We start from the raw sequence: 20,602 nt of genomic DNA, 5'->3' as shown, positions 1-20,602 counted from the left end.
CCTCCCCGAGCACGGTCTCGGTCTCCTCCGTCACGCCGAGATCCTACGACCCCAAGTACGTCATCAGGTCCGTAAGTTATTAATCGTCAGCTCCCAGGGCTTCGGCGTAGTCGGCGGGTGTCCGTTTCGTGATCACTTGAGCTGAAGAGAGGGTGAGCGGGCGGTTCCGGCTCGGGTCTGTTGCGCCTCGGAGCCCTTGCGTCTCTCCCGCACTGTCGGGTGGAGCGAGCGGACGGCGCGAGGAGATGATCCCGTGCGTGGCTGAAAAGACAGGTACAGATGCGGACGACGCTTGCGCATGGGCCGAGCGACTGGGCTGGGCGTTCGCACTGATAGCGGAGGATCCGGCCGCAAGAGCCGCGGCGCTCGTCCATCTGGCTGAGGCGCAGCGCAAGGTCGCTGACACGCTCGCCCGATCCAACGAGATGTGGTGGCTGACGCGGCCTCTGGGAACGGACGAGCAATACCGGGAGCCGGCCTTTCAGCAGGCTCGCCAGAGGCATCGGCACGCCCAGAAGCGTTCGCTGCCTGATGGGGGTGTGGGGTGGTCCTGTGAGCGGGGATCTGGCGACCTGGCCGGGGCTGCCCTATGTGTTGCTCTTCCTGGAGTGGGAGGCGAGGTACCCGCGGGAGTGGACGCAGCATGCGAAGGCGTGGGGTACGAAGCAGAGCCTGATCCGGGCGGTCGCCCGTGCTCGCCAGGAGGAGGTGATCAGGGCGAAGCTCATCGACCCCGTCTTACTCGCGAGATTGGTCCGCGCCCACTGGAAGGTCGAGGTCCTGCACCACGTCCGCGACACCACCTTCGCCGAGGACGCCTCCCAGCTGCGGACCGGAAACGCTCCCCGCGCGATGGCGACCTGGCGCAACCTCGCCGTCGGCAGCCTCCGGCTGAGCGGCGTCAAGAACATCGCCGCTGGCCTCCGCCGCAACGCACGCGACGCCCGTCGACCCCTCGCGCTCCTCGGCCTCACGTGATCACAAAACGGGTGCCCGTCGACTATGCCGAAGCCCTGCGTTTCGACCGGTCCACCGCAGTCGTGCGGTTCTTCCGTGGAACTCCGCCACGAACCACGGTTTTCCCGCAGCAGTACTCTCCGTCGGCCGGCTTCCTCGCCCGGCCTCTACGTGGATCGGCGTAGGACTCACCGGCACTTCCCCTGTCCCGGCATGGCGCCGGCCCTCACCTGCGACACCTCGGCCAGGATGGATCCTGTGACTGTGGGGTGAGCCACAGGAAATATCTCGGGTGGATATTCTGGTCAAGCGTCACGCAGGGGAATTTTCAAATACTGACTCATGTGCGCGGCGGGCTCGAAGTCTCACAATAAGGAGTATCCTGGAAAGTACCGGAAGAAGTTACCGGTAGGACGATCGCGAGGAGGCGAATATGCTGATCACTGAGGCAGGATCCCCGGCTCTGCGACCCGTGATCGAAAAAATGTCCGCCTTTTCGGTGGGAAAGATCACAGGGTGAATGGGGGTCAGGGGGGTGCGGATTCAGATCCTGTTGCCCCGGTCGGCGCTACGTTCATGCAGGCCGGAAGGCCGTTCCCCGCAGGAATGCGGGGAACGGCCTTTTCTGGGGCGGGGCCGTGTGCCGTGGTTCGGCGGAGGACGGGTTGTGAAGTCTCCCCTTGAGGTTGGACACGTGGAGACTGGGCGATGCAAGCCCGGAGGAAGCAGCACCAGGTGGGAATCAAGAGCAACATGGCCAAGCGGTACACGGCGGAGTTCAAGCGGGACGCGGTCGCGCTCGTCCGGTCCTCGCCACACCGGAATGTCACCGAGATCGCCCGGGAACTGGGGGGTCAGTCCGGAGGGGCTGCGGGGCTGGGTCAAGCAGGACAGGACCGACCGGGGCGCGGGCCGGCCGGGCGAGCTGACGAGCGCCGAACGCGAGGAGTTCACTCGGTAGCGGCGCCAGACCGTCGAGCAGCAGAAGACGATCGAGATCCTGCGCAAGGCGGCCGCCTATTTCGCGACCGAGACGACACGGTGATCCGCTTCCGTTTCGTTGATGATCACCACGGCGCGTGGGGCGTCAAGCGGATCTGTGCCGTCCTGGGGATCTCCCGGTCGTCGTTCTGTGCCTGGCGGGCCGGCGAGGCCGCCCGCCGGGCCCGCCTGCGCGAGGAGGAACTGCTCGCGGCCGAGATCACCGTGATCCACCTCGCTTCCGGAGTGCCTACGGCGTCCCGCGCGTGCATGCGGAACTTCGCCGCCAGAGCCGGGCAGTCAACCGGAAGAGGGTGGAGCGGATCATGCGCGAGCGCGGCATCACGGTCGTGACCCGGTGCCGGCGCCGTGGCCTGACCCGCCAGGCCCGCAAGCCGGTGTTCGTCCCGGACCTGATCGGGCGCGACTTCACCGCACCCCGCCCCGGAGTGCGGCTGGTCGGCGACATCACCTACCTGCCCATCGGCGACGGCCAGTTCCTCTACCTGGCAACGGTTTTGGATCTGCACTCGAACGGCTCGTGGGCTGGTCGATCGCCGACCACATGCGAACCGAACCCGTCACCGACGCTCTGAAGGCGGCCGCCGCGATCAGGGGTGGTGACCTGCGCGGCGCGGTTTTCCACAGCGACAACGGCGCCCAATGCTGTTCCAAGGACTTCGCGAAGGTCTGCCGCGAACTCGTGTCACCAGAAGCCGTGGGGCCGTGGGCACTTCGGCGGACAACGCCGCCGCGGAGGCGTTCAACGCGACGCTGAAACGCGAGACACTGCAGGGCGCCGAGCGATACCGACCTGAACCGACGTGTCGACCTGTGCGCGGCCCGCGCCGCCGCACAGCCCGACGCGATCGGCGTCGTCCCCTATCAGGGGACGATGACATATGGCGAATGAACCGTCGTGCAAACAGTCTCGCCTGGACGCTCCAGGCGCGCGGGGTGGAGACCGGAGACCGGGTCGCGGTCCTCATGGACCGCTCGGAACTCGGCCCTCGCGGATGTCGTAGACCGCGTTGGACGCACGAATGAACGCCGCAATATAGCCGGAGGCAGACCAGAGCGAGCCGACGAGGCCGATGATCGCCGGCAGTCCGCCGGTGCCACGGCTGGCCTGGAGCTGGGTCACGGCGGTGTGCAGGACGTCACGAGCCGAGCCAGGGGCGAGCTTCTGCAGATTGTCCGGAACGGCGTTGGTCGCCGACGTGCCGGTCAGCCCGAGCAACGAGACCAGCACCAGCAGAGCCGGGAAGATCGCCAGCACGCCGTAGTAGGTCAGCGCCGCGGCCCGGTCGAACAACTCGTCGTCCAGGAACTCCCTGCCGGTAGGTTTGAGCACCGCGAACCAGCCCCCGACGGGAACGTCCGTCGGCCCCTCGGCTCCGGGCCGCCCGCCTCGACAGCCCCAAACGTCGTCGTGGCAGCGCGCTCTTGCTCCTGTTCACGCCGGTGTCTGCGGATCAGTCCCATGCCCCGCGTGTTCGTACCGACTGCCACCCGAACCGGCCAGTGGACCGGGCCGGAAAACGGCCTCGATCCGCGCGACCCCAACGCGGGAAAGTGCTGCGCGACGGCGCCCGCGACCGCCACGCGCAACCGCCTGAGGCCCTGCGCCAGGCCTCCTGCGGCGAGGCCGTCGGGAGGCGGCTGCGCCGGGCGAGATCGAACAGCGCAGGTCTGATGGCCGGGTCGTTACCGACGCACCCCTACTGATGTGGGACTGATCTCCGTAGCATCTCGCCATGGAGCTCGAATTCCGGCACCTCCGGATCATCTGCAGCATCGCGGACAGCGGCAGTCTGACGCGGGCCGCCGCGTCGTTGCGGCTGACCCAGCCCGGTCTCAGTGCCCAGTTGACGCGGATCGAGCGGGCGCTCGGCGGTGAGCTGTTCAGCCGCGCGCAGTCGGGTGTCGTCCCGACCGCCTTCGGGGAGGTGGTGCTGAGCCGGGCACGGGCGCTGCTGCCGACCATCGACGAACTGCTGGAGGCCTCCGCTCTCGCCGCGCGGAGGAGCTGTTCGCCGCACCGTTTCCGGCTCGGCTCCGTCAACGCTCCCCTGCTCGGCGGGTTGATCACGGCGATCAGGTCGCACCATCCGGAGGCCGAGATCAGTTCGCGGGGCCACGGATGCCCCGTCCCGCTCGTCGAGGACATCGCGGGCGGCCGTCTTGAGGCGGCCGTGGTGGGCGACAGCCCCGGTTATGAGCTCGTGCTCCCCCCTGGAGTCACCGTCGAGCCGATCGCCACCGAGCCGCTCTTCGTGGCACTGCCGGCAGCCCATCCGCTGGCGGCGCTGGAGGAGGTCGCGCTGGAGGATCTGGAGGAAGAGGACTGGGCCGCTCCTCGGCCGGACAACGACCGGATCCGTGAGTACTGGTCCAGGACCCTGCTCGTCCTGGGGCATCGCATGCGTGTCGTCCACGAGGCGGAGGGCCGACTCCTCCTGGACATCGTTCGCCACGGCCACGCGGTGAGCTTCTGCCAGGCCACCTTCGAGGAGGTCCCGGGCATCGCCGTACGTCCGATCGCCGGGAATCCGCTCTGGTACCGGCACCTGCTCGCCTGGCACGAGGAGGGGCCGTTGGAAACGTTGGGCCCCTCCCTCGTGCAGGACGTCATCGAGGCGTACCGGACGGCGTGCGCCCGCAGCACGGTCTACCAGGGCTGGCTCGAAAGGCACGACGGCGCCGTGCCGCCGCAGCGCACTGCGGTGGGCGTGTTGAGCAGTGGCGTGCCTCGCTCTGGGTGAGGCGCCCGGTGGTGTGACACGATCCGCGCGGTGGAGCCTGCGGCGGTGCGATGCGGTCGGCGCCTGTCGCACCGGCCGCACCGCCCGTTGGTCGGAGGCGTTCCGGTGCTACCAGAGCTAATCGCAGTGCTCCGGCCTTCAGGCCGGGGGTGAAGCGATTCTGAGTGATGCTCTGACGCGCAGGTCAGACGGGGTGGTTCTGTTGCTCGATGTACTGGCGTAGGACGCTGATCGGCGCGCCGCCGACTGAGCCCGCGAATTACGAGCCGGACCACAGCTTCTGTGCGCGCCAGTAGTGGCGGACCAGTTCGGGGAACTCCTGGCGCATCCTGCGAGAGCTGACGCCCTTGAGGCTGTTGACCAGCTTGGACAGGGCGACCTTCGGGGGGAAGTTCACCAAGAGGTGGACGTGATTGTTCTCGCCGTTGAACTCGACCAACTCCACTTCGAAGTCCGCGCACACGTCTCGCATGATCTCTTCCATCCGCCGTAGGTGGGTGTCAGTGAACACCTTGTGCCGGAACTTCGGGCGCGTGAGGACGCACGGGCGGCCGGTCTGCCGTTCCCGAAGGCAGCCGAGCTGTCGAAGGCTCTGACGGAGGCGAAGAAGACTCCGGAACGGGCTTGGCTGGGGGACGTGTCCGCCGTGGTCCTACAGCAGTCGCTCAGGGATCTTGAGACCGCGTACGGCAACTTCTTCGCCTCCCTCAAGGGCACCCGCAAGGGCCCGAGGATCGCACTGCCCCGGTTCAAGTCCAAGCGGGATAACCGACAGGCCGTCAGGTTCACCGCGAACGCCCGCTGGTCGATCACACCGGGCGGGAAACTGAACCTGCCTAAGGTCGGCCCGGTTCCGGTCAAGTGGTCCCGCGTGCTGCCGGCCACCCCATCCACGGTGACCGTGATCAAGGACGCCGCCGGAAGGTACTTCGCCTCGTTCGTCGTGGAGACCGACCCCGACCTGTTGCCGACCACGGACACGGCCGTGGGCATCGATCTGGGGCTGACCCACTTCGCGGTCCTGTCGGACGGCCGGAAGATCGACTCACCGAAGTTCCTGTGCCGCGCCGAGAGGAAGCTCAAGCGCGCGCAGCAGGCCCTGTCCCGCAAGGCCAGGGGCAGCAGCAACCGCGACAAGCAGCGGGTCAAGGTCGCCAAGGCGCACGCCAAGGTGGCCGACGCCCGGCGCGAGTTCCACCACCAACTCTCCACTGCCCTCGTGCGCGAAAACCAAGCGCTCGCGGTCGAGACACTGGCGGTCAAGGGACTCGCCCGGACCCGCCTCGCCAAGTCGGTACACGACGCCGGATGGTCCGCGTTCCTGAACATGCTGGAATACAAGTCCGGCCGCCACGGACGCGACCTGATCCGCATCGGACGGTTCGAGCCGACATCTCAGGTCTGCTCGCACTGCGGGATCAAGGACGGCCCCAAGCCCCTCCACGTCCGGGAGTGGACCTGTCGGGACTGCGGGACCGTCCACGACCGGGACGTGAACGCGGCCCGGAACATAGCCAAGGCCGCAGGACTTGCGGTCTCAGCCTGTGGAGCGCGAGTAAGACCGGGACTCGTCCCGGCACCGCGCCGTGAAGCAGGAACCCACCCGGACGCCGCGCCATCCGCGCGCAGCGTGGAGGGAATCACCGGCCTTCAGGCCGGTTGAGGAAGTCAAGGGGTCACCACTTGTAGGTCCAGAGGGTGTCGGTGGACGCGTCGGAGGCGTTCACGTAGATCCGGATGCGGGCGGTGTCGTCCTGGAACCACTGGCCGGGTTGCCAGGTCTGCATGTCCAGCGTGGCGCATTTCCCGGTGGGTGGGACGGCTTTGGGGTTGGTGACCACCTGGATCGGCCCGTTGCCGGTGGTGATGGAGGTGTCGACCTTGTAGATGACGACGCCGGTGGCGCAGGCGCTGGAGTCGTTGTAGGCGGCCTTGCGGGACTCGGCGACGTAGGCGGTGGTGGCGCTGGTCTTGATCACCGCCAGCCGGTAGCCGCTGCCCCCGTACTCCAGCCCGGTCAGGGTGGTGGTGTACGTGTTCGCCGTGTCCAGGCAGGACACCCGGCTGTCGGTGATCCACCCGAACTTCCACGCCTCCCAGCCGAAGTACAGCGGGGCCGGTCCGGAGATCTTGCCCATCAGGTCCCAACCGCCGACGTACTGGTTCAGGTCCCCGCTGAAGGCGTACAGGTCGGGCAGGCCGAAGGTGTGGCTGGTCTCGTGGTCGGCGACCTTGTATCCCCAGGACCACATGTCCTGGCCGAAGGTCACCGCCCAGTGGATCAGTACCCAGCTGCTCGTCGGCGGGTTCCAGACCCAGGTCGGGGAGGCGGGGTCCTGGATGAAGGTCGGGGAGTGGCCGATCGCGGTCGCGGTGGCGGTGGGCACGACGTAGAACATGTCGTACTGGGAGAGGTCGACGCCGGCGTTGGCCGCGGCGGTGAGCGCGTCCTTCACGTAGACCTGGTGCGTGGACCAGGAGAAGCCGCGTTCCCAGTTGTAGTCCGTGGAGTTCTTCGGCATGTGGACCCAGTCGGCGTACGGGACCTGGATGTCCAGCGTGGTCTGGCCGTAGGAGGCGTTCCGCATCCAGTCGTTGGCGCCCTTGAGCATGTCATAGTACGACGTGAGGGGCAGGGCGGTGCCGGCGGCGTCGGGGAAGTCGACGTAGATCAGGCCGATGCGCTTGATGCCGATCGGGTTCTGGAACCGGGTGTAGTCGGTCTGCTGGCCCTCGTCGGTGTACCCAGTCGTCCCCTGCAGCGCGCAGGCGGAGGTGCTGCCGTTGTACGCGTGGGCGGGGTGCGCGGGGACGACGACCAGGGCCAGCAGGGCGGCCAGGACGAGGATGAGCGCTGCCGACAGGGGGCGCCGGGGTCTGACTGAGGGGTCCATGGGGGCCTCCGAAGGGATCGATCCGGTGACGAGCCCTGCTGGCTGTGCCCTGGCGGGTAGTCAGCCGGGTGTCCTGTGCGCTCCCGGGTACGGTCGGCTACTGCCGCCGTGCGGGAAGCGTGCAGGCTATCGTCCGGATCGATCATTGCCTTCGGTAGCTCCCAGCCCTCCATCACGTTGCGTTATGGAATCGGAGACCTCCCTTCCGAAGCCCTCTGGGCGTGATCACCTGGGTGCTCCGCCGGGCAGCATCGTCACGGTTCGCTCGGCGGTGAAGAACTGCAGCGCGGCGGTGCCCTGTTCGCGGGCGCCGTGGACGGCCGCCTTGGCGCCGCCGAACGGCAGGTGGAAGTCGACACCGGTGGAGGGCGCGTTGATCCGGATCATGCCTGCGTCCAGGCGGTCGACTGCGGTCAGCGCCAGGTCCAGGTCCTGGGTGTGCACGGAGGTGGCGAGGCTCTGGGGACTGGAGTTGGCCCTTGTGATCGCCTGGTCCAGGTCCGCCGCGGGCAGCAGGACGGCCAGTGGGCCGAAGAACTCCTCGGTCAGCAGCGGGTGCTCCTCCGGGACGCCGGTCAGCAGGGTCGGCTCCAGGAACCATCCCGGCGCGTCGATCCGCTGTCCGCCGGTCACCGTCTCGGCCCCGGCGGCGCGGGCCGAGTCGACCGCGTGGGTGAGCCGGGAGAGCGCGGACTCGTTGATCACCGGGGCGAGTTCGACGTCTGCCAGGGCCTTGGCGATCGCGGCGCGCAGCGGCCGGTACGCGTCACCGACGGCGATCACCCTGCTGGTAGCGGTGCACTTCTGCCCGGCGTATCCGGCGATCGCGGCGGCCAGGTGGGCGGCGGCCTGCTCGATGTCGGCGTCGGGCAGCACCAGCGCGGCGTTCGCGCCGCCCAGTTCTGCCTGTACCGGTACTCCGCGGGCAGTCGTGGTGGCGACGACGGCCCGGCCCACGGCGGTCGAGCCGGTGAACGAGACCACGTCGGCCGAGCGGACCAGTGCGTCACCTTCGTCGGCCCCGCCGGGGACGACGGTGAAGACTCCTTCCGGCAGGGCAAGGAGCTCGGCCGGCCGCAGGGCCAGGGCGGTCGCCTCGGGTGCGGGCTTGAGCACGACGGTGTTGCCGGTGGTCAGTGCGGGCGCGGCCTTCCACGTGGGGATGGCGAGCGGGAAGTTCCACGGGGTGATCAGCCCGGCCACACCGTAGGGACGCCGGCGGGTCAACAGCAGTCCCTCGCCTGCGGCCGGCTCGTGCACCGTGCCGGTGGGTGCGTACGGTGCCTGGGCGTAGTACCGCCAGATCGCGGTGGTGCCGGCCACCTCGGCGCCGGCCTCCGCGAGCGGTTTGCCGACCTCGCGCACGGTCAGCTCGGCCAGTTCGGCGGCGTGTGCCTCGATCGCCTCGGCGGCCTTGCTCAGGGCGGCGGATCGGGCGGCGGCTCCGGCGGCGAGTCAGCCGGGCTGGGCGGCCCGGGCGCGCTCCTCGGCGGTGAGGGTCTGGTACTCGCCGAGCGAGCCGTTGGGGACGACGCCGTCGCAGCCGTTGTCGACCAGCCAGCGGACGTGCTCAGCGTAGGCGTCGTAGTCGACGGACAGGTCGGGGCGCAGCGGCAGCGCGGTGGCGACCATGATGCCCCGCCAGGGCCGGGTGGCGTCATGCGATGCGAAGGACATGCAAGAACTCCTTGTGGGGTGTGACATTTTACTGGCGGGCGGGGGATGGCTTGGGTGATGCCGGCCACTGGGCTCACTGGTCGGCGAGTTGGGCCAGGGGAATGGGGCAGGCCAGCGGTCGGCGGTCGGCGGTCGGCGGTCGGCGTCGGGTGCCGGTGGTCGGCCGGTCAGGCAGGCGACGGCCAGGCCGCACATCCAGCCTTGGCACCAGCCCATGCCGGCGCGGGTGAGGAGCTTGGCGGTGCGGGGGTCGCCGGCGCCAGGTCGGCCACGGCCGCGCGGATGCGGCCGGTCGGGACCTCCTCGCAGCGGCGCACGTCCGTGTCGTCGTGCAGCCAGGCGGTCCAGCCGGTGCCGGGGCAGTGGGCGGCGCCCATGAGTTCCGCGAAGGCGCGGCGGCGGGCGCGGTGGCGGCGAGCGGCAGCCGGCGCCGGGCGTGCGGCCACGGCGTACGCGGCCAGTTCGCCCTCGGCGATCGCCAGGTCGGCGCCGCCGATGCCGCAGGTCTCGCCGGCCGCGTACGGGCCCGGCAGGCTGGTGCGCTGCCGGTCGTCCACGGCCAGGGCCCGCACGCCATCCGCGGTGATTGGCGAGCCGAGGTAGTCGCTCGCCTCGATGACCGAGGGCACGTCGGCTCCGGCCGCTGCCAGGGTGGCCACGACGGCGAGCAGCAGCGGCCCGCTGCCGGCGACGAAGATCCGCCGGCCGGGCAGCGCGAGGCCGCCCTTGAGCATGGCCTGGGCGCCTCCTGCGGTGACCACGCCGGGCAGGGGAACGATGCCCGGCGGGCCGGGACCGGCTCCCGGCCAGGTGTCAATCCTGGCCGGGAGTGTTCGCGCCGGTCGGAGCGGAGCTGCTGTGGGGGTCTCCCTGCAGCGTCACGGCGCGAGCTGAGGGGTGGTCACCGCCGGCTCTACTGCTTGGTGACCTGGATGGTGTCGGAGAGCGGACCCTTGCGCAGCACGTCGATCTTCACCCCGGTGGCGGGGTCGGTGAAGGACTGGCCGGGCTGGTAGGCGGCCATGTCGAGAGCGGTGCAGCCGCTCGGCGGGGTCGCGCCCGGGTTGCCGTTGACCACCTGGACGGGCCCGTATCCCGTCTGGGTGGAGGTGTCGACCTTGTAGATCAGCACGCCGGTGGAGCAGGCTTTGGCGTCCCCGGCGACGGCTCGGCGGGATTCCGCGACGTACGCCGTGTCCTCACCGGTGCGGACCATGGCGATCTTGGTTCCGCCGGGGCGTTCGACGGCCTTCAGGTGGACGGTGCGACTGCCGGAGGCGGGCAGGCAGGCGACCTGGCCGTCGTCGATCCAGCCGAACTTCCAGCGCTCCCAGCCGGTGTGCTGCGGCGCCGGGCCGGCGATGTTACCCATGAGGTCCCAGCCGCCGACGTAGGGGTGGACGTCGGTGCCGCTGAAGGCGTAGAGGTCGGGCAGTCCGAAGGTGTGGGAGGTCTCGTGGTCGGCGACCTTGTAGCCCCAGTGGTACATGTCCTGGCCGAAGGTGATCGCCCACTTGATCCGGGTGCCGTCGGCGGTGATGCCGGCGGTGGTCGGGTCGTAGAGGTAGGTGGGCGAGAAGGTGATCGCGGAGGCGGACTTGGTGGGGACGATGTACAGCATGTCGTACTTGGAGAAGTCCACGTACGGATCGGCGGCCTGGACGGCCTGCTTCACGTACAGCTCCTGCTCGTCGAACGTGATGCCGCGCTGGAATCCGTAGGAGGCGGAGGTCTGCGGCATGGTGATCCACCGCTTCAGCGGATCGATGTCGAGGCGGAGCTTGCCGTAGGAGTCCTGCTTCATCCACTCCTGCGCGGGGGCGAGTTCGCGGTAGTAGTCGTCGACGGATCCGGCGGCCGGTGCGTCGGAGAAGTCGACGAACAGCATCAGCACGTGCTTGGTGCCCAGGGGCTGCTGGAACTGCGTGTAGTCGGTGTTGTGGCCTTCGTCGGTCCAGCCGGTCTTCCCAGGCAGGGCGCAGCCGGAGGCGGGCGCGACGGTGGTGGCCCGGGCGGTATCCGCAAGGGCCGGGGTGGCGGCGACCAGGGGGAGGGTCGCGGCAAGTACGGCGGCGAGGGACTCGAGTCTCATCTCTTCGTTCCTTTCCCACCGCAGGGGCGGGGTGGTGGGGGATCAGATGCGCGCGGCGGCAAGGTCCATCAGGCGGGCGAGGACGCGGTCGCCGGAGGCGGTGACCCCGTCGTGCTCCCACTCGTTGGTGACCCAGGTGCGCAGGGAGCCGACCGTGCGGGCGGTGCGCAGGGACAGGCCGGCGTCCACGTACATGTCGTCGTGGTAGATGGCGGCGGCGATCGGGACCCGGTTCGCGGCGAGTCGGACCGGGTCGTACAGGGCGGGCCAGTCGGTGCGTTCGGCGAGCAGGTGGACGGCCTCGGCGAACGGGCGCAGCCCGGTGATCTCCTCGAACGTCCAGGGGTGGAACATCTCGCCGGTGAACAGCAGGGGGTCGGCGTCCTCGGCGAACTCGGGACGGGTGGCCATGGCCCGGGCGGCGGCCCAGCCGGTGGCGGCTCCGGGGCGGCCGTAGATCGACTCCTGGAGGGCGGCGAAGAGCGGGTTGTCGGTGAAGGCGGTCAGGTTCATCACCTGGTGCAGGAAGGTGGCCGAGGGCTCGCCGTCGAGGTCGAGTGCCTCGTCGAGCAGCCAGTGCAGGCGCTCGAAGCCGTCTCCCATGCCGAGCATCAGGCCGAGGGTGCGCAGCCGCCGTACCGTGAGCCGGTCGCCGTCGGGCAGGTGGACCGGGCTCCGGTCGAGGAGATCGGCCAGCCTGCACACGAGTTGGCGGTCGCCGGGGTAGCGGGCGTAGTACGCGGTCGTCTTCTCCCGGACCCGGGGGTACGTGGCCGCGTAGACGTCGTCGGCGGTGGTGTCGAGGCCGGGCAGGCCGCCGGTGATGTAGCAGGCGCGCAGGCCTTCGGGGGCGAAGGAGAGGTAGCTGAGGGTGACGAAGCCGCCATAGCTCTGTCCGAGGGTCTCCCATGGCTCGTCGCCGCACAGTTGGCGGCGGATCAGTTCGGCGTCGGCGACGATCGAGTCGGCGCGGAAATGGGCGAGGTGGTCGGCCAGCGCGCCGGCCGAGGGGAACCGGGCGGCGGTCCTGGCGGTCAGCGGTGTGGAGCGGCCGGTGCCACGTTGGTCCAGCAGCAGCACCCGGTGGCTCCTGAGCGCGTGGCCGAGCCAGCCGGAGGTGGCGTTCAGCGGGCGGGGGGACTTCCCGCCCGGGCCGCCTTGGAGGTAGAGCAGCCAGGGCAGCCGGTCGTCGGCCCGCGCCGGATCGACGACCTCCCGGGCGAACACCTCGGTGGTTCCCCGCGCGGGGTCGGTGTGGTCGAGCGGCACGTCGAAGGCGTGGTCGGTGATGGCGAGCCCGGACAGCCGGTACTGGGCGCGGATCACGGCGTCCTCTCGGGGTAGTGGCAGGCGACTTGCTGTCCGAGGGCGATCGTCCGCAGCTCGGGGCGTTCGGCGGCGCAGAGTTCACCGGCCTTGGGGCAGCGGGTGCGGAAGCGGCAGCCGCTGGGCGGGTCGAGCGGGCTGGGCAAGTCGCCGTGGAGCACGATCCGCTCCCGCCCGCGTTCGGCGTCCGGGTCGGGCAGGGGCACGGCGGACAGCAGGGCGTGGGTGTACGGGTGCGCGGGGTGGGCGAACAGGGTGTCGCGGTCGGCGGTTTCGACGACCGATCCGAGGTACATCACGGCGATCCGGGTGCTGATCTGGCGCACGGCGCCGAGGTCGTGCGCGATGAACAGGTAACTCAGCCCGTACTCGTCCTGCAGGTCCTTGAGCAGGTTGAGGATCTGCGCCTGGACCGAGACGTCGAGGGCCGAGACCGGTTCGTCGCACACCACCAGCTTCGGGCGCAGGGCCAACGCCCGTGCGATGCCGATGCGTTGGGCCTGTCCGCCGGAGAACTCGTGGGGGTTCCGGTCTGCGTGTTCCGGTCGCAGCCCGACCCGGGTCAGCAACTCCTCGACCGGTTCGCCGGGTTCGAGGCCCTGGTAGCGGGAGGGTGCGGTGAGGATCTGGCGGACGCTCTGGCGGGGGTTGAGCGAGGAGAAGGGATCCTGGAAGACCATCTGCAGCTCGCGGCGGAGCGGGCGCAGGGCCGTCTCGTCCAACCCGGCCAGGTCTTGCCCGGCGAAGTGGATACTGCCCGAGGTGGGCCGTTCCAGGCGGGTGATCAGTTTGGCGACGGTGGACTTGCCGCATCCGGATTCGCCGACCAGGCCGAGGGTCTCGCCGGGCCCGACGGTCAGGGAGACTCCGTCGACGGCTGCGACGTGGCCGGCCAGCCGCCGCGTCAGACCGTGGCGGACCGGGAAGCGCTTGACGAGGTTCCGCGTTTCGAGCAGAACGGTGCGACCGCCTCCTTCCGCTGCTCGCCGGTCCGCCTCACTCACCGTGCTCCTCCTGATGGCTCGCTCGCTCATGTGGTGGCTCCCAGGGTGGGCAGCCGGTCCGGCAGGGGTCCGTCGATGCGCGGGACGCAGGCGAGCAGGCCGCGGGTGTACGGCTCCCGCGGCCGCTGGAAGACGTCCCGCACCGGGCCGCGTTCGACGGCGCGGCCCTGGTGCATCACCACGACCTGGTCGGCCAGCCCGGCGACCACGCCCATGTCGTGGGTGATGAGCATGATGGCCGTGCCGGCCTCCTCCCGTAGCTCGCGCAGCAGTTGGAGGATCTGCGCCTGCACGGTGACGTCGAGCGCGGTGGTCGGCTCGTCGGCGATCAGCAGGTCGGGTTCCAGGCACAGCGCCATCGCGATCATCACGCGCTGGCGCATCCCGCCGGAGAACTCGTGCGGGTACGAGCGGGCCCGTCGTTCCGGCTCGGGGATGCCGACCCGGTCCAGCATGCGCACCGCGACCCGGTGCGCCGCTCTGCGTCCGGCGCGGTGGTGCGCCCGGTAGGCCTCGGCGATCTGGAAGGCCACCGAGTAGTACGGGTTGAGGCAGGACAGCGGGTCCTGGAAGACCATCGCGATCCGGTTGCCTCGCAGTCGGCGCAGCGAGCGCTGGTCGAGTGCGGTCAGCTCCCGACCGTCGAAGTGGATCTCGCCGCTGACCCGGGCGTCGCGCAGCAGGCCGAGGACGGCCAGGCTGGTGACCGACTTGCCGCTGCCGGACTCGCCGACCACGCCGAGCACCTGCCCCGCGTCCAGGTCGAGGTCGAGCCCGTCCACGGCGCGGACTCCGGAGCGGAACTCCACGGCCAGGTCACGTACTGTCAGCAGGGTCATCCGAGGGCCCTCACTCTCGGGTCGAGCACCGCGTACACCAGGTCCACCAGCAGGTTGGCGAGCACCACGAAGGAGGCCGCGAACAGGGTCACCCCGAGGATCACCGGCTGGTCGGCGGAGGCGATCGCATCGGCCGCCAGCTTGCCGACGCCGGGCAGGCCGAACACCGACTCGGTGATCAGCGCGCCGCCGAGCAGCGCGCCCAGGTCCATGCCGAAGATGGTCACGACCGGCATCAGGGCGGGCCGCAGGGCGTGCCGCCGCACGACGGTGATCTCGGGCAGGCCCTTGGCGCGGGCGGTGCGCACGTAGTTCTGGCCCAGGCTCTCCAGCATCTCGCCGCGGGTGACCCGGGCGTAGATCCCGGCGTACAGCATGGCGAGCGTGATCCAGGGCATCACCATCGACCGCGCCCAGCCGACCGGGTCGTCGGTGAACGGCACGACCTGCGGGTACGGCAGCAGTTCTAGCCGCACCACCAGCAGGTACTGCAGCACCAGGGCGGTGAGGTAGATCGGCAGCGACACCCCGCCGAGGGCGGCCGTCATCGCGGCCCGGTCCCACAGGCTGCCGCGGCGCAGGGCCGAGACCACCCCGGCGCCGACGCCGACGGCGAGCCACAGCACGGCGGCACCGATGGCGATCGAGAAGCTGACCGGCAGCCTGCTGGTGAGCAGCTGCCACACCGGCTGGTCGGTCTGGAAGCTGAAGCCCAGGCACGGGAAGGGGCAGTTGACGGCCTGCGCGCCGCTGCCGTACGTCCGGCCGGAGACGATGCCGGCCAGGTAGTCGCCGAACTGGGTGAGCGGCGAGTGGTTCAGCCCGAGGGTGGTGCGGATCTCGGCGATCCGCTCGGGGCTGCACGCCTTGCCGCAGGCGCCCTGCGCCGGGTCGGCGGGCATCAGGTAGAAGACGGCGAAGGTGGCGGCGCAGATCACCAGCAGGATGGCCGCCGTGACGGCCAGTCTGCGCAGGAGGTAGAGGATCATCGTCGCTGGCTCCGGGGGTCGAGCGCGTCACGGACGGCGTCGCCGAGCACGTTGAAGGCGAGCACGGTGACGAACAGGAAGGCGCCGGGGATCAGGAAGTAGGCGGGGTCGGCGGCGTACCAGGGCACGGCGGTGGCGATCATCTGGCCCCAGGAGGCGGTGGGGGCCTGGACGCCAACGCCGAGGAAGGACAGGCCGGCCTCGGTGGCGATGTAGCCGGGGATCGACATGGTGGCCACCACCAGCACCGGTCCGGTCAGGTTGGGCAGCACCTCGCGCAGCAGCAGCGCCCGGCGGGAGGCGCCGAGCACCCGGGCGGCCGCGACGAACTCGCCCCGCGCGAGCACCATCGCCTGCCCGCGCACGATCCGGCCGACGTAAGGCCAGCCGAAGAAGCCGAGGACCACGACCAGCAGCAGCCGGCGGTCCGTGCCCGGCGCCGCCGAGATCAGCGCGATCATGAAGATCAGGCTGGGGAAGGACAGCAGCAGGTCCATCGTGCGGCCGATCGCGGTGTCGACCCACCCGCCGAAGAACCCGGCGACCAGGCCCAGCGCCGTGCCCACCACCACCGAGAACACGGTGGCGAGCACGGCGATCAGCAGGGACACCTGTGCGCCGTACACCACCCGGGCGAGCACGTCCCGGCCGTTGACGGGCTCCACGCCCAGCCAGTGCCGGGCGCTGATCCCGCCCGCCGCGCCCCGCGGCAGGCCGCCGAGCGCCGGGTCCACCGCGTCGCCGTGGAAGGCCGTCGGCGAGCTCCCGGCGATCCAGGTGATCAATGGCGCGGCCAGCGCGACCAGGACCAGCCCGGCCACCACGGCCAGCGCCAGGGCCGCGGAGCGCTGGGCCAACAGCCTTCGGATGACGGTCACTTGCGCAACCCCAGGGAGACCAGGTCGAGCCTGCCGACATAGGCGACCTGCCCGTACGCTCCGGTGACGTTCGGACCGACGAGGATCGGCGCCTTGTCCCACAGGAACGGCACCACCGGGGCGTCCCGCATGATCTGCTCGGCCAGCTGGCCGTACGCCGCCTGGGCCGCGGCCGGGTCGCCCATGGCGGCGATCGTGTCGATCTGCGCGTCGACGGCCGGGGAGTCGTACTGCGCGTAGTTGTTGTTGCCCTGGGCGGTGATCAGGCGGCCGTCGAACACGATCGGCAGGTACGTCGAGGCGCCGGGCCAGTCCGGGGACCAGCCGGCGATCACCAGGTCGTGCTCCTGGGAGGTGTTGCCGACGGTGCTGTAGAAGGCGGAGGAGCTGATCTCGTTGATCTTCACGGTGATGCCGGCCCGGCCGAGCGAGGCCTGGACCGCCTCGGCCTGTGCCTTGCCGGTGGCCGTGGCGGGGGCGTCGAGGGTCAGGGTGAGGTCGGAGGCGTGGCCCGCCTCGGCGAGCAGCGCCTTGGCCTTGTCCGGATCACCCTTGCCGTCCTTGCTCGGGTAGGGGTCCTCGGCCGGGTAGCCGAGGGACGGTGGCAGTAGGCTGGTCGCCAGGTCGCCGGCGATCGGGCCGCCGCGGGTGGTGCGCAGGGCGTCCTTGTCCAGCGCGTAGGCGACGGCCTGGCGCACCCGGACGTCGTCGAGCGGCTTGTGCTTGGTGTTGATGCTCAGGTAGCGGGTGTTGATCGAGTCGCCGGTGACCAGCCGGCTCTTCAGCCGCGGGTCGTTCAGCACCCGCCCGACCGAGGCCGGGCCGATCGGCTCCATCGCGACCGCGTTCGCGTCCTCCCCCTGGCCGGCGATCAGCCGCTGGTCGACCACGGCGGCGTCCAGGCCCAGGTCGATGACGACCTTGTCGGGCATGGCTTTGCGGACGGTGTCGGCGGCCGGGTCCCAGTCGGTGTTGCGGACCAGGGTGAGCTGCTTCTTGGGGTCGAAGCCGTCGATCTTGTACGGGCCGGAGGAGAACGGGCGGGAGTCGTAGTTGACGCCGGTGTCCTTGTCCTGCGGTACCGGGGCGAACATCGGCAGCGACGCCGCCGAGCCGAAGTCGGCCACCGGCTGCTTGAGATGGAAGACGACGGTGCTGGCGTCAGGGGTCCCGATCGAGGCGAGCCCGGCGGGATCCTTGTACGGCCCCTTGTAGCTGTCGCCACCCACCAGCCACATCCGGGCGTACGGGGGGCCTTCGGGCAGCTCGGCGGCGAAGGTCCGCTCCACGCCGTACTTGACGTCCGCGCTGGTGATCGGCCGGCCGTCCTCGAACTTCACACCGGGCTTGAGCGTGAAGGTCCAGGTCCTGGCACCGTCGCTGGGGCGGCCGGTGTCGGTGGCCAGGTCGGGCACGATCTTCCCGCCCGCCTGCCCCGGCGCGGCGGCGAAGGTGGTCAGCGTCCGGTAGATCAGCCGGCCCACGTCCTGCGAGGACGTGACGTAGTTACGTGCCGGATCGAGATGCTCAAGATCGAGCGTGGACAGCACGTGAAGCGTGCCGCCCTTCACCGGGGCCGCACTCGGTCCGCCGGCGACGCCGCTGTCGGATCCCGTGCACCCGGCAACCGACAGCAGCCCCAGGGCCGCACCGAGGGCCAGCCCGACTCTTCGCTGTCTCACGTCTTCTCCTTGCACGATGTGACATTTCATGCGTGGGAGAAGAGTGACCGACCGGGGGACGTCCCAGAAGATCCCAGTGCACCATCACATCGTGTTATGGCCTTCGCACGGGACCTCGCCGTAGATGGCGTAGACGTGCCCGGGGTCGGACTGTCGCTGCCGAGGCCTGAGTTATCGGGCGGGAGGGTTCGGTGCGTTGACGGCGGACCAGGCGTGGCGGTAGTTGGTGGTGATGCGGTTTCCGAGAGCGGCTCACCGAGACCGCCCGCAAGCTGAGCTTCCTCGGACACGTGCGTTCAGCGGGTGTCCGGGTAGTCGGGGCGGGGTCGGGACGGCGGGGCGCCTCATAACACGTCGTTATGGGGAAATGGATGCTGGCGGAGCCGCCCGCCTGCTCAGCATCCTGTCCTGGAGACCGCCACCCACCCATGGAGTGATGATGATGCGTGCGAGGAAATGGGCCACCGTCTGCGCAGGATTCGTGACGTTCGCGGCGTCGATACTCGCCGGCACCACGGCCGAGGCCTCCGTGAGCCCCGGAGGTGGGGCGGACAAGGCAGGTGGCACTGCGGGATCGGTTCACAACCAAGGCCGGGTGAATCTCTATACTCCGGCCTCGAACCAGATCGTCGAGCTGTCGACCAGCTTCGTGGTCCCGCCGATGCCGTCCAAGGTCGGCACCACCTTCCTCTGGCCCGGACTCGAGCCCGTCGACAACGGAGTGAACTTCGAGCCGATCGGCAAGGGGGTGCTGCAGCCGGTCCTGACCTGGGGGCCGAGTTGCGCGCCTGCGGCGGGCAAGCCTGCTGAAGCGTACTCCTCGTGGTGGATCTCCGGACAGTATGTCAACACGCTGGGGAGCCAGCCCGGGGACCAGGGATGCTTCTCGGGAGCGGCAATGCTGGTGAAGCCCGGTGACAAGTTGGAGGTCGACCTGAAACTGGAGTCGGCCAGTGGCCAGTGGGTCCAGACCATCGGCGACAAGGGGAAGCGAGTCTCCTTCAGCTTCGACCTCCAGGGCCAGGCCCAGGACCGCGTGATGTTCTACATCGAGAACTACGACGGCGCCCCGTACGCCGGTCCGCTCTCCTTCTCGCACACGACGGTCACTTTCGCGAAGGCGGACAGCAGCACCTGCCTCAGTTGGGCTGCGGTGCCCGGCGTGTCCGGCGTGCGGTCAGCCAAGCACGGCCGCAAATGCGTCATCAACACCGCGACCGTGGCCCTCTGACCGGTTTGCTCGCCAGGCGGCCATCCCCGAAATCGGCCACCCGCGCTCATGGCCTCGCCAGAGTTGCTCACCTTGGTTCCCCGCCTGTGGGCGGCTGGAGCCACGCAGCCTGGGCTCGGCCAACCCGCATGTCTGGGTGATCGCCGGCGGCCATACCGTCTCGATGGCTTCGGGCAGGCCCTTCAGGCCGTCGCAGACGACCATGCACACGTCCTGGACGCCGCCTGGACGCCCCGGTTCTTGATCTCTGTCAGCACCTGGAGCCAGTACTTGACGCCCTCGCCGCCGTCGCCGGCCCACAGGCCGAGGATGTCGCGGGTGCCGTCGACGGTGACCGCCAGGGCGACGCAGACGGGCCGGTTCGCCACCTGCCCGTCGCGCACCTTCACATGCACGCAGTCGATGAAGATCACCGGACCGACCGGGTCGAGCGGCCGGTTCCGCCACTCCGTCATCCCGTCGATGACCTTGTCGGTGATGGTGGAGATGGTCGTCTTGGACACGCTCGCGCCGTAGACCTCCGCCAGGTGGGCGGAGATGTCGCCGTGCGTCAGGCCGCGCGCGGACAGCGACAGCACCATCTCTCGTCCACGCCGGTCAGGCGGCGCTGCCGCTTCTTGACGATCTGCGGCTCGAAGCTGCCCTCCCGGTCGCGAGGCCCCTCGATCTCGACCGGGCCGACCTCGGTCAGGACGGTCTTCGGCCGTACTCCGTTGCGCGAGTTCCCGCTGCCCGCCCCGGCCGGGTCGTGCTTCTCGTATCCGAGGTGGTCGGTGATCTCGCCCTCCAGGGCGGACTCCAGCACGCGCCTGGTCAGCTGCTGCGGCAGCCCGCCCTCACCGGTCAGCTGCAGGCCACCCGCCCGGGCCCGGTCGACCAGCTGGGCGATCAACTGGTCGTCCAACAGGTCCGCCGGCAGCTCGACCGGCCGGACCTCTTCAACCGCCTCAACGGAGACAGTCACGTCGCTCATCAGGTGCTACTTCCATGATCGGGAGTTGCACCGTTCAAAGTGCAGACCCTGTCTGGCCGGTATCGCCGACTCCTGTCTACGAGCGAAACGCTAGACCCGCCCGCAAGGAATGTCTACTCCGGCGAGCATAGATTTTGCGGCGTCCGGGTGTGAGGTAATCTGCCGCTGCGCGGCGGCGGCAACCCCCCGAGCCGCCGCCGCGCGCGCCAGAATCGCGACCCTGCCCGACCAGGCGTTCAGGTCGACCCTGAACCTGGCGTGGCGGCCGCTGCGAATGCGCGGTGCTGCCCGTTGGGCGAGCTTCCGCACGGTAC

Annotated in this window: 15 protein-coding genes and 5 pseudogenes; 6 read left to right on the top strand and 14 right to left on the bottom strand. The window is 69.8% G+C overall.

Going from position 1 to position 20,602, the window contains the following annotated elements:
- Positions 1–552: 552 nt before the first annotated feature.
- The 3 genes from ACZ52R_RS31735 to ACZ52R_RS31725 all read left to right on the top strand — a co-directional run bounded on the left by ACZ52R_RS31735 (position 553) and on the right by ACZ52R_RS31725 (position 2,716).
- Entirely contained in the window at positions 553–978 is a 426-nt protein-coding gene (locus ACZ52R_RS31735) for a hypothetical protein (RefSeq protein WP_465754578.1), read from the top strand.
- A gap of 1,058 nt (positions 979–2,036) precedes the next feature.
- A complete protein-coding gene (locus tag ACZ52R_RS31730; protein ID WP_465626243.1) occupies positions 2,037–2,534 on the top strand; it encodes an IS3 family transposase in 498 nt (165 codons plus the stop codon).
- The gene (locus ACZ52R_RS31725; protein WP_465626245.1) at positions 2,504–2,716 is read left to right on the top strand and encodes a hypothetical protein; all 213 of its coding nucleotides are present in this window, start codon (positions 2,504–2,506) and stop codon (positions 2,714–2,716) included. Before ACZ52R_RS31730 ends, ACZ52R_RS31725 begins: the two co-directional genes overlap by 31 nt.
- Before the next feature lie 225 nt (positions 2,717–2,941).
- On the opposite strand, the pseudogene ACZ52R_RS31720 reads toward ACZ52R_RS31725, so the two are convergent.
- Positions 2,942–3,292, bottom strand: a pseudogene (locus ACZ52R_RS31720) (YihY/virulence factor BrkB family protein); the annotation flags it as partial.
- A 403-nt stretch (positions 3,293–3,695) separates the two neighbouring features.
- Here ACZ52R_RS31720 and ACZ52R_RS31715 point away from each other — a divergent pair.
- Positions 3,696–4,703: a LysR family transcriptional regulator gene (locus tag ACZ52R_RS31715; protein ID WP_465626247.1), complete on the top strand. Its 1,008-nt coding sequence runs from the start codon at positions 3,696–3,698 to the stop codon at positions 4,701–4,703.
- Between the two features lie 184 nt (positions 4,704–4,887).
- Here the strand turns inward: ACZ52R_RS31715 and tnpA are convergent.
- A pseudogene (gene tnpA / locus ACZ52R_RS31710) lies at positions 4,888–5,256 on the bottom strand (IS200/IS605 family transposase); the annotation flags it as partial.
- 3 nt (positions 5,257–5,259) lie between these two features.
- Here tnpA and ACZ52R_RS31705 point away from each other — a divergent pair.
- A complete protein-coding gene (locus ACZ52R_RS31705; RefSeq protein WP_465754577.1) occupies positions 5,260–6,366 on the top strand; it encodes an RNA-guided endonuclease InsQ/TnpB family protein in 1,107 nt (368 codons plus the stop codon).
- Positions 6,367–6,379: 13 nt separating this feature from the next.
- Here ACZ52R_RS31705 and ACZ52R_RS31700 read toward each other — a convergent pair whose 3' ends face one another.
- The 11 genes and pseudogenes from ACZ52R_RS31700 to ACZ52R_RS31650 form a co-directional block, all read right to left on the bottom strand.
- Positions 6,380–7,597 carry a metallopeptidase domain-containing protein gene (locus ACZ52R_RS31700; RefSeq protein ID WP_465754574.1) on the bottom strand — a complete coding sequence of 406 codons (1,218 nt, stop codon included), beginning with the start codon at positions 7,595–7,597 and terminating at the stop codon, positions 6,380–6,382.
- A 225-nt stretch (positions 7,598–7,822) separates the two neighbouring features.
- Positions 7,823–9,028 (bottom strand): annotated as a pseudogene (locus ACZ52R_RS31695) (aldehyde dehydrogenase family protein); the annotation flags it as partial.
- Between the two features lie 33 nt (positions 9,029–9,061).
- A pseudogene (locus tag ACZ52R_RS31690) lies at positions 9,062–9,274 on the bottom strand (dihydrodipicolinate synthase family protein); the annotation flags it as partial.
- Between the two features lie 167 nt (positions 9,275–9,441).
- A complete protein-coding gene (locus tag ACZ52R_RS31685; RefSeq protein ID WP_465754573.1) occupies positions 9,442–10,035 on the bottom strand; it encodes a hypothetical protein in 594 nt (197 codons plus the stop codon).
- A 152-nt stretch (positions 10,036–10,187) separates the two neighbouring features.
- Positions 10,188–11,366, bottom strand: coding sequence for a M6 family metalloprotease domain-containing protein (locus ACZ52R_RS31680; RefSeq protein WP_465754572.1), 1,179 nt, complete (start codon positions 11,364–11,366; stop codon positions 10,188–10,190).
- Between the two features lie 42 nt (positions 11,367–11,408).
- The gene (locus tag ACZ52R_RS31675) at positions 11,409–12,692 is read right to left on the bottom strand and encodes an alpha/beta fold hydrolase (protein ID WP_465754571.1); all 1,284 of its coding nucleotides are present in this window, start codon (positions 12,690–12,692) and stop codon (positions 11,409–11,411) included.
- Positions 12,689–13,696: an ABC transporter ATP-binding protein gene (locus ACZ52R_RS31670; protein ID WP_257032338.1), complete on the bottom strand. Its 1,008-nt coding sequence runs from the start codon at positions 13,694–13,696 to the stop codon at positions 12,689–12,691. The genes ACZ52R_RS31675 and ACZ52R_RS31670 overlap by 4 nt, the downstream gene beginning before the upstream one ends.
- 26 nt (positions 13,697–13,722) lie before the next feature.
- A complete protein-coding gene (locus ACZ52R_RS31665; RefSeq protein WP_097235659.1) occupies positions 13,723–14,535 on the bottom strand; it encodes an ABC transporter ATP-binding protein in 813 nt (270 codons plus the stop codon).
- Entirely contained in the window at positions 14,532–15,524 is a 993-nt protein-coding gene (locus tag ACZ52R_RS31660; RefSeq protein ID WP_465665669.1) for an ABC transporter permease, read from the bottom strand. Before ACZ52R_RS31660 ends, ACZ52R_RS31665 begins: the two co-directional genes overlap by 4 nt.
- Entirely contained in the window at positions 15,521–16,402 is an 882-nt protein-coding gene (locus tag ACZ52R_RS31655; RefSeq protein ID WP_465626259.1) for an ABC transporter permease, read from the bottom strand. The genes ACZ52R_RS31660 and ACZ52R_RS31655 overlap by 4 nt, the downstream gene beginning before the upstream one ends.
- Positions 16,399–18,084 (bottom strand): ABC transporter substrate-binding protein, encoded by a 1,686-nt coding sequence (locus tag ACZ52R_RS31650; RefSeq protein ID WP_465754570.1) that lies wholly within the window; start codon positions 18,082–18,084, stop codon positions 16,399–16,401. The genes ACZ52R_RS31655 and ACZ52R_RS31650 overlap by 4 nt, the downstream gene beginning before the upstream one ends.
- Positions 18,085–18,520: 436 nt before the next feature.
- On the opposite strand from ACZ52R_RS31650, the gene ACZ52R_RS31645 reads away from it, so the two are divergent.
- Positions 18,521–19,315 carry a hypothetical protein gene (locus ACZ52R_RS31645; RefSeq protein ID WP_465665673.1) on the top strand — a complete coding sequence of 265 codons (795 nt, stop codon included), beginning with the start codon at positions 18,521–18,523 and terminating at the stop codon, positions 19,313–19,315.
- A gap of 126 nt (positions 19,316–19,441) precedes the next feature.
- Here ACZ52R_RS31645 and ACZ52R_RS31640 read toward each other — a convergent pair.
- A pseudogene (locus ACZ52R_RS31640) lies at positions 19,442–20,279 on the bottom strand (IS256 family transposase); the annotation flags it as partial.
- Positions 20,280–20,602 lie beyond the last annotated feature (323 nt).

The organism is Kitasatospora sp. NPDC034023 (assembly GCF_055575795.1).
The sequence above is the reverse complement of the archived record's forward strand: the minus strand, read 5'-3'. Positions and strand labels throughout refer to the sequence as shown.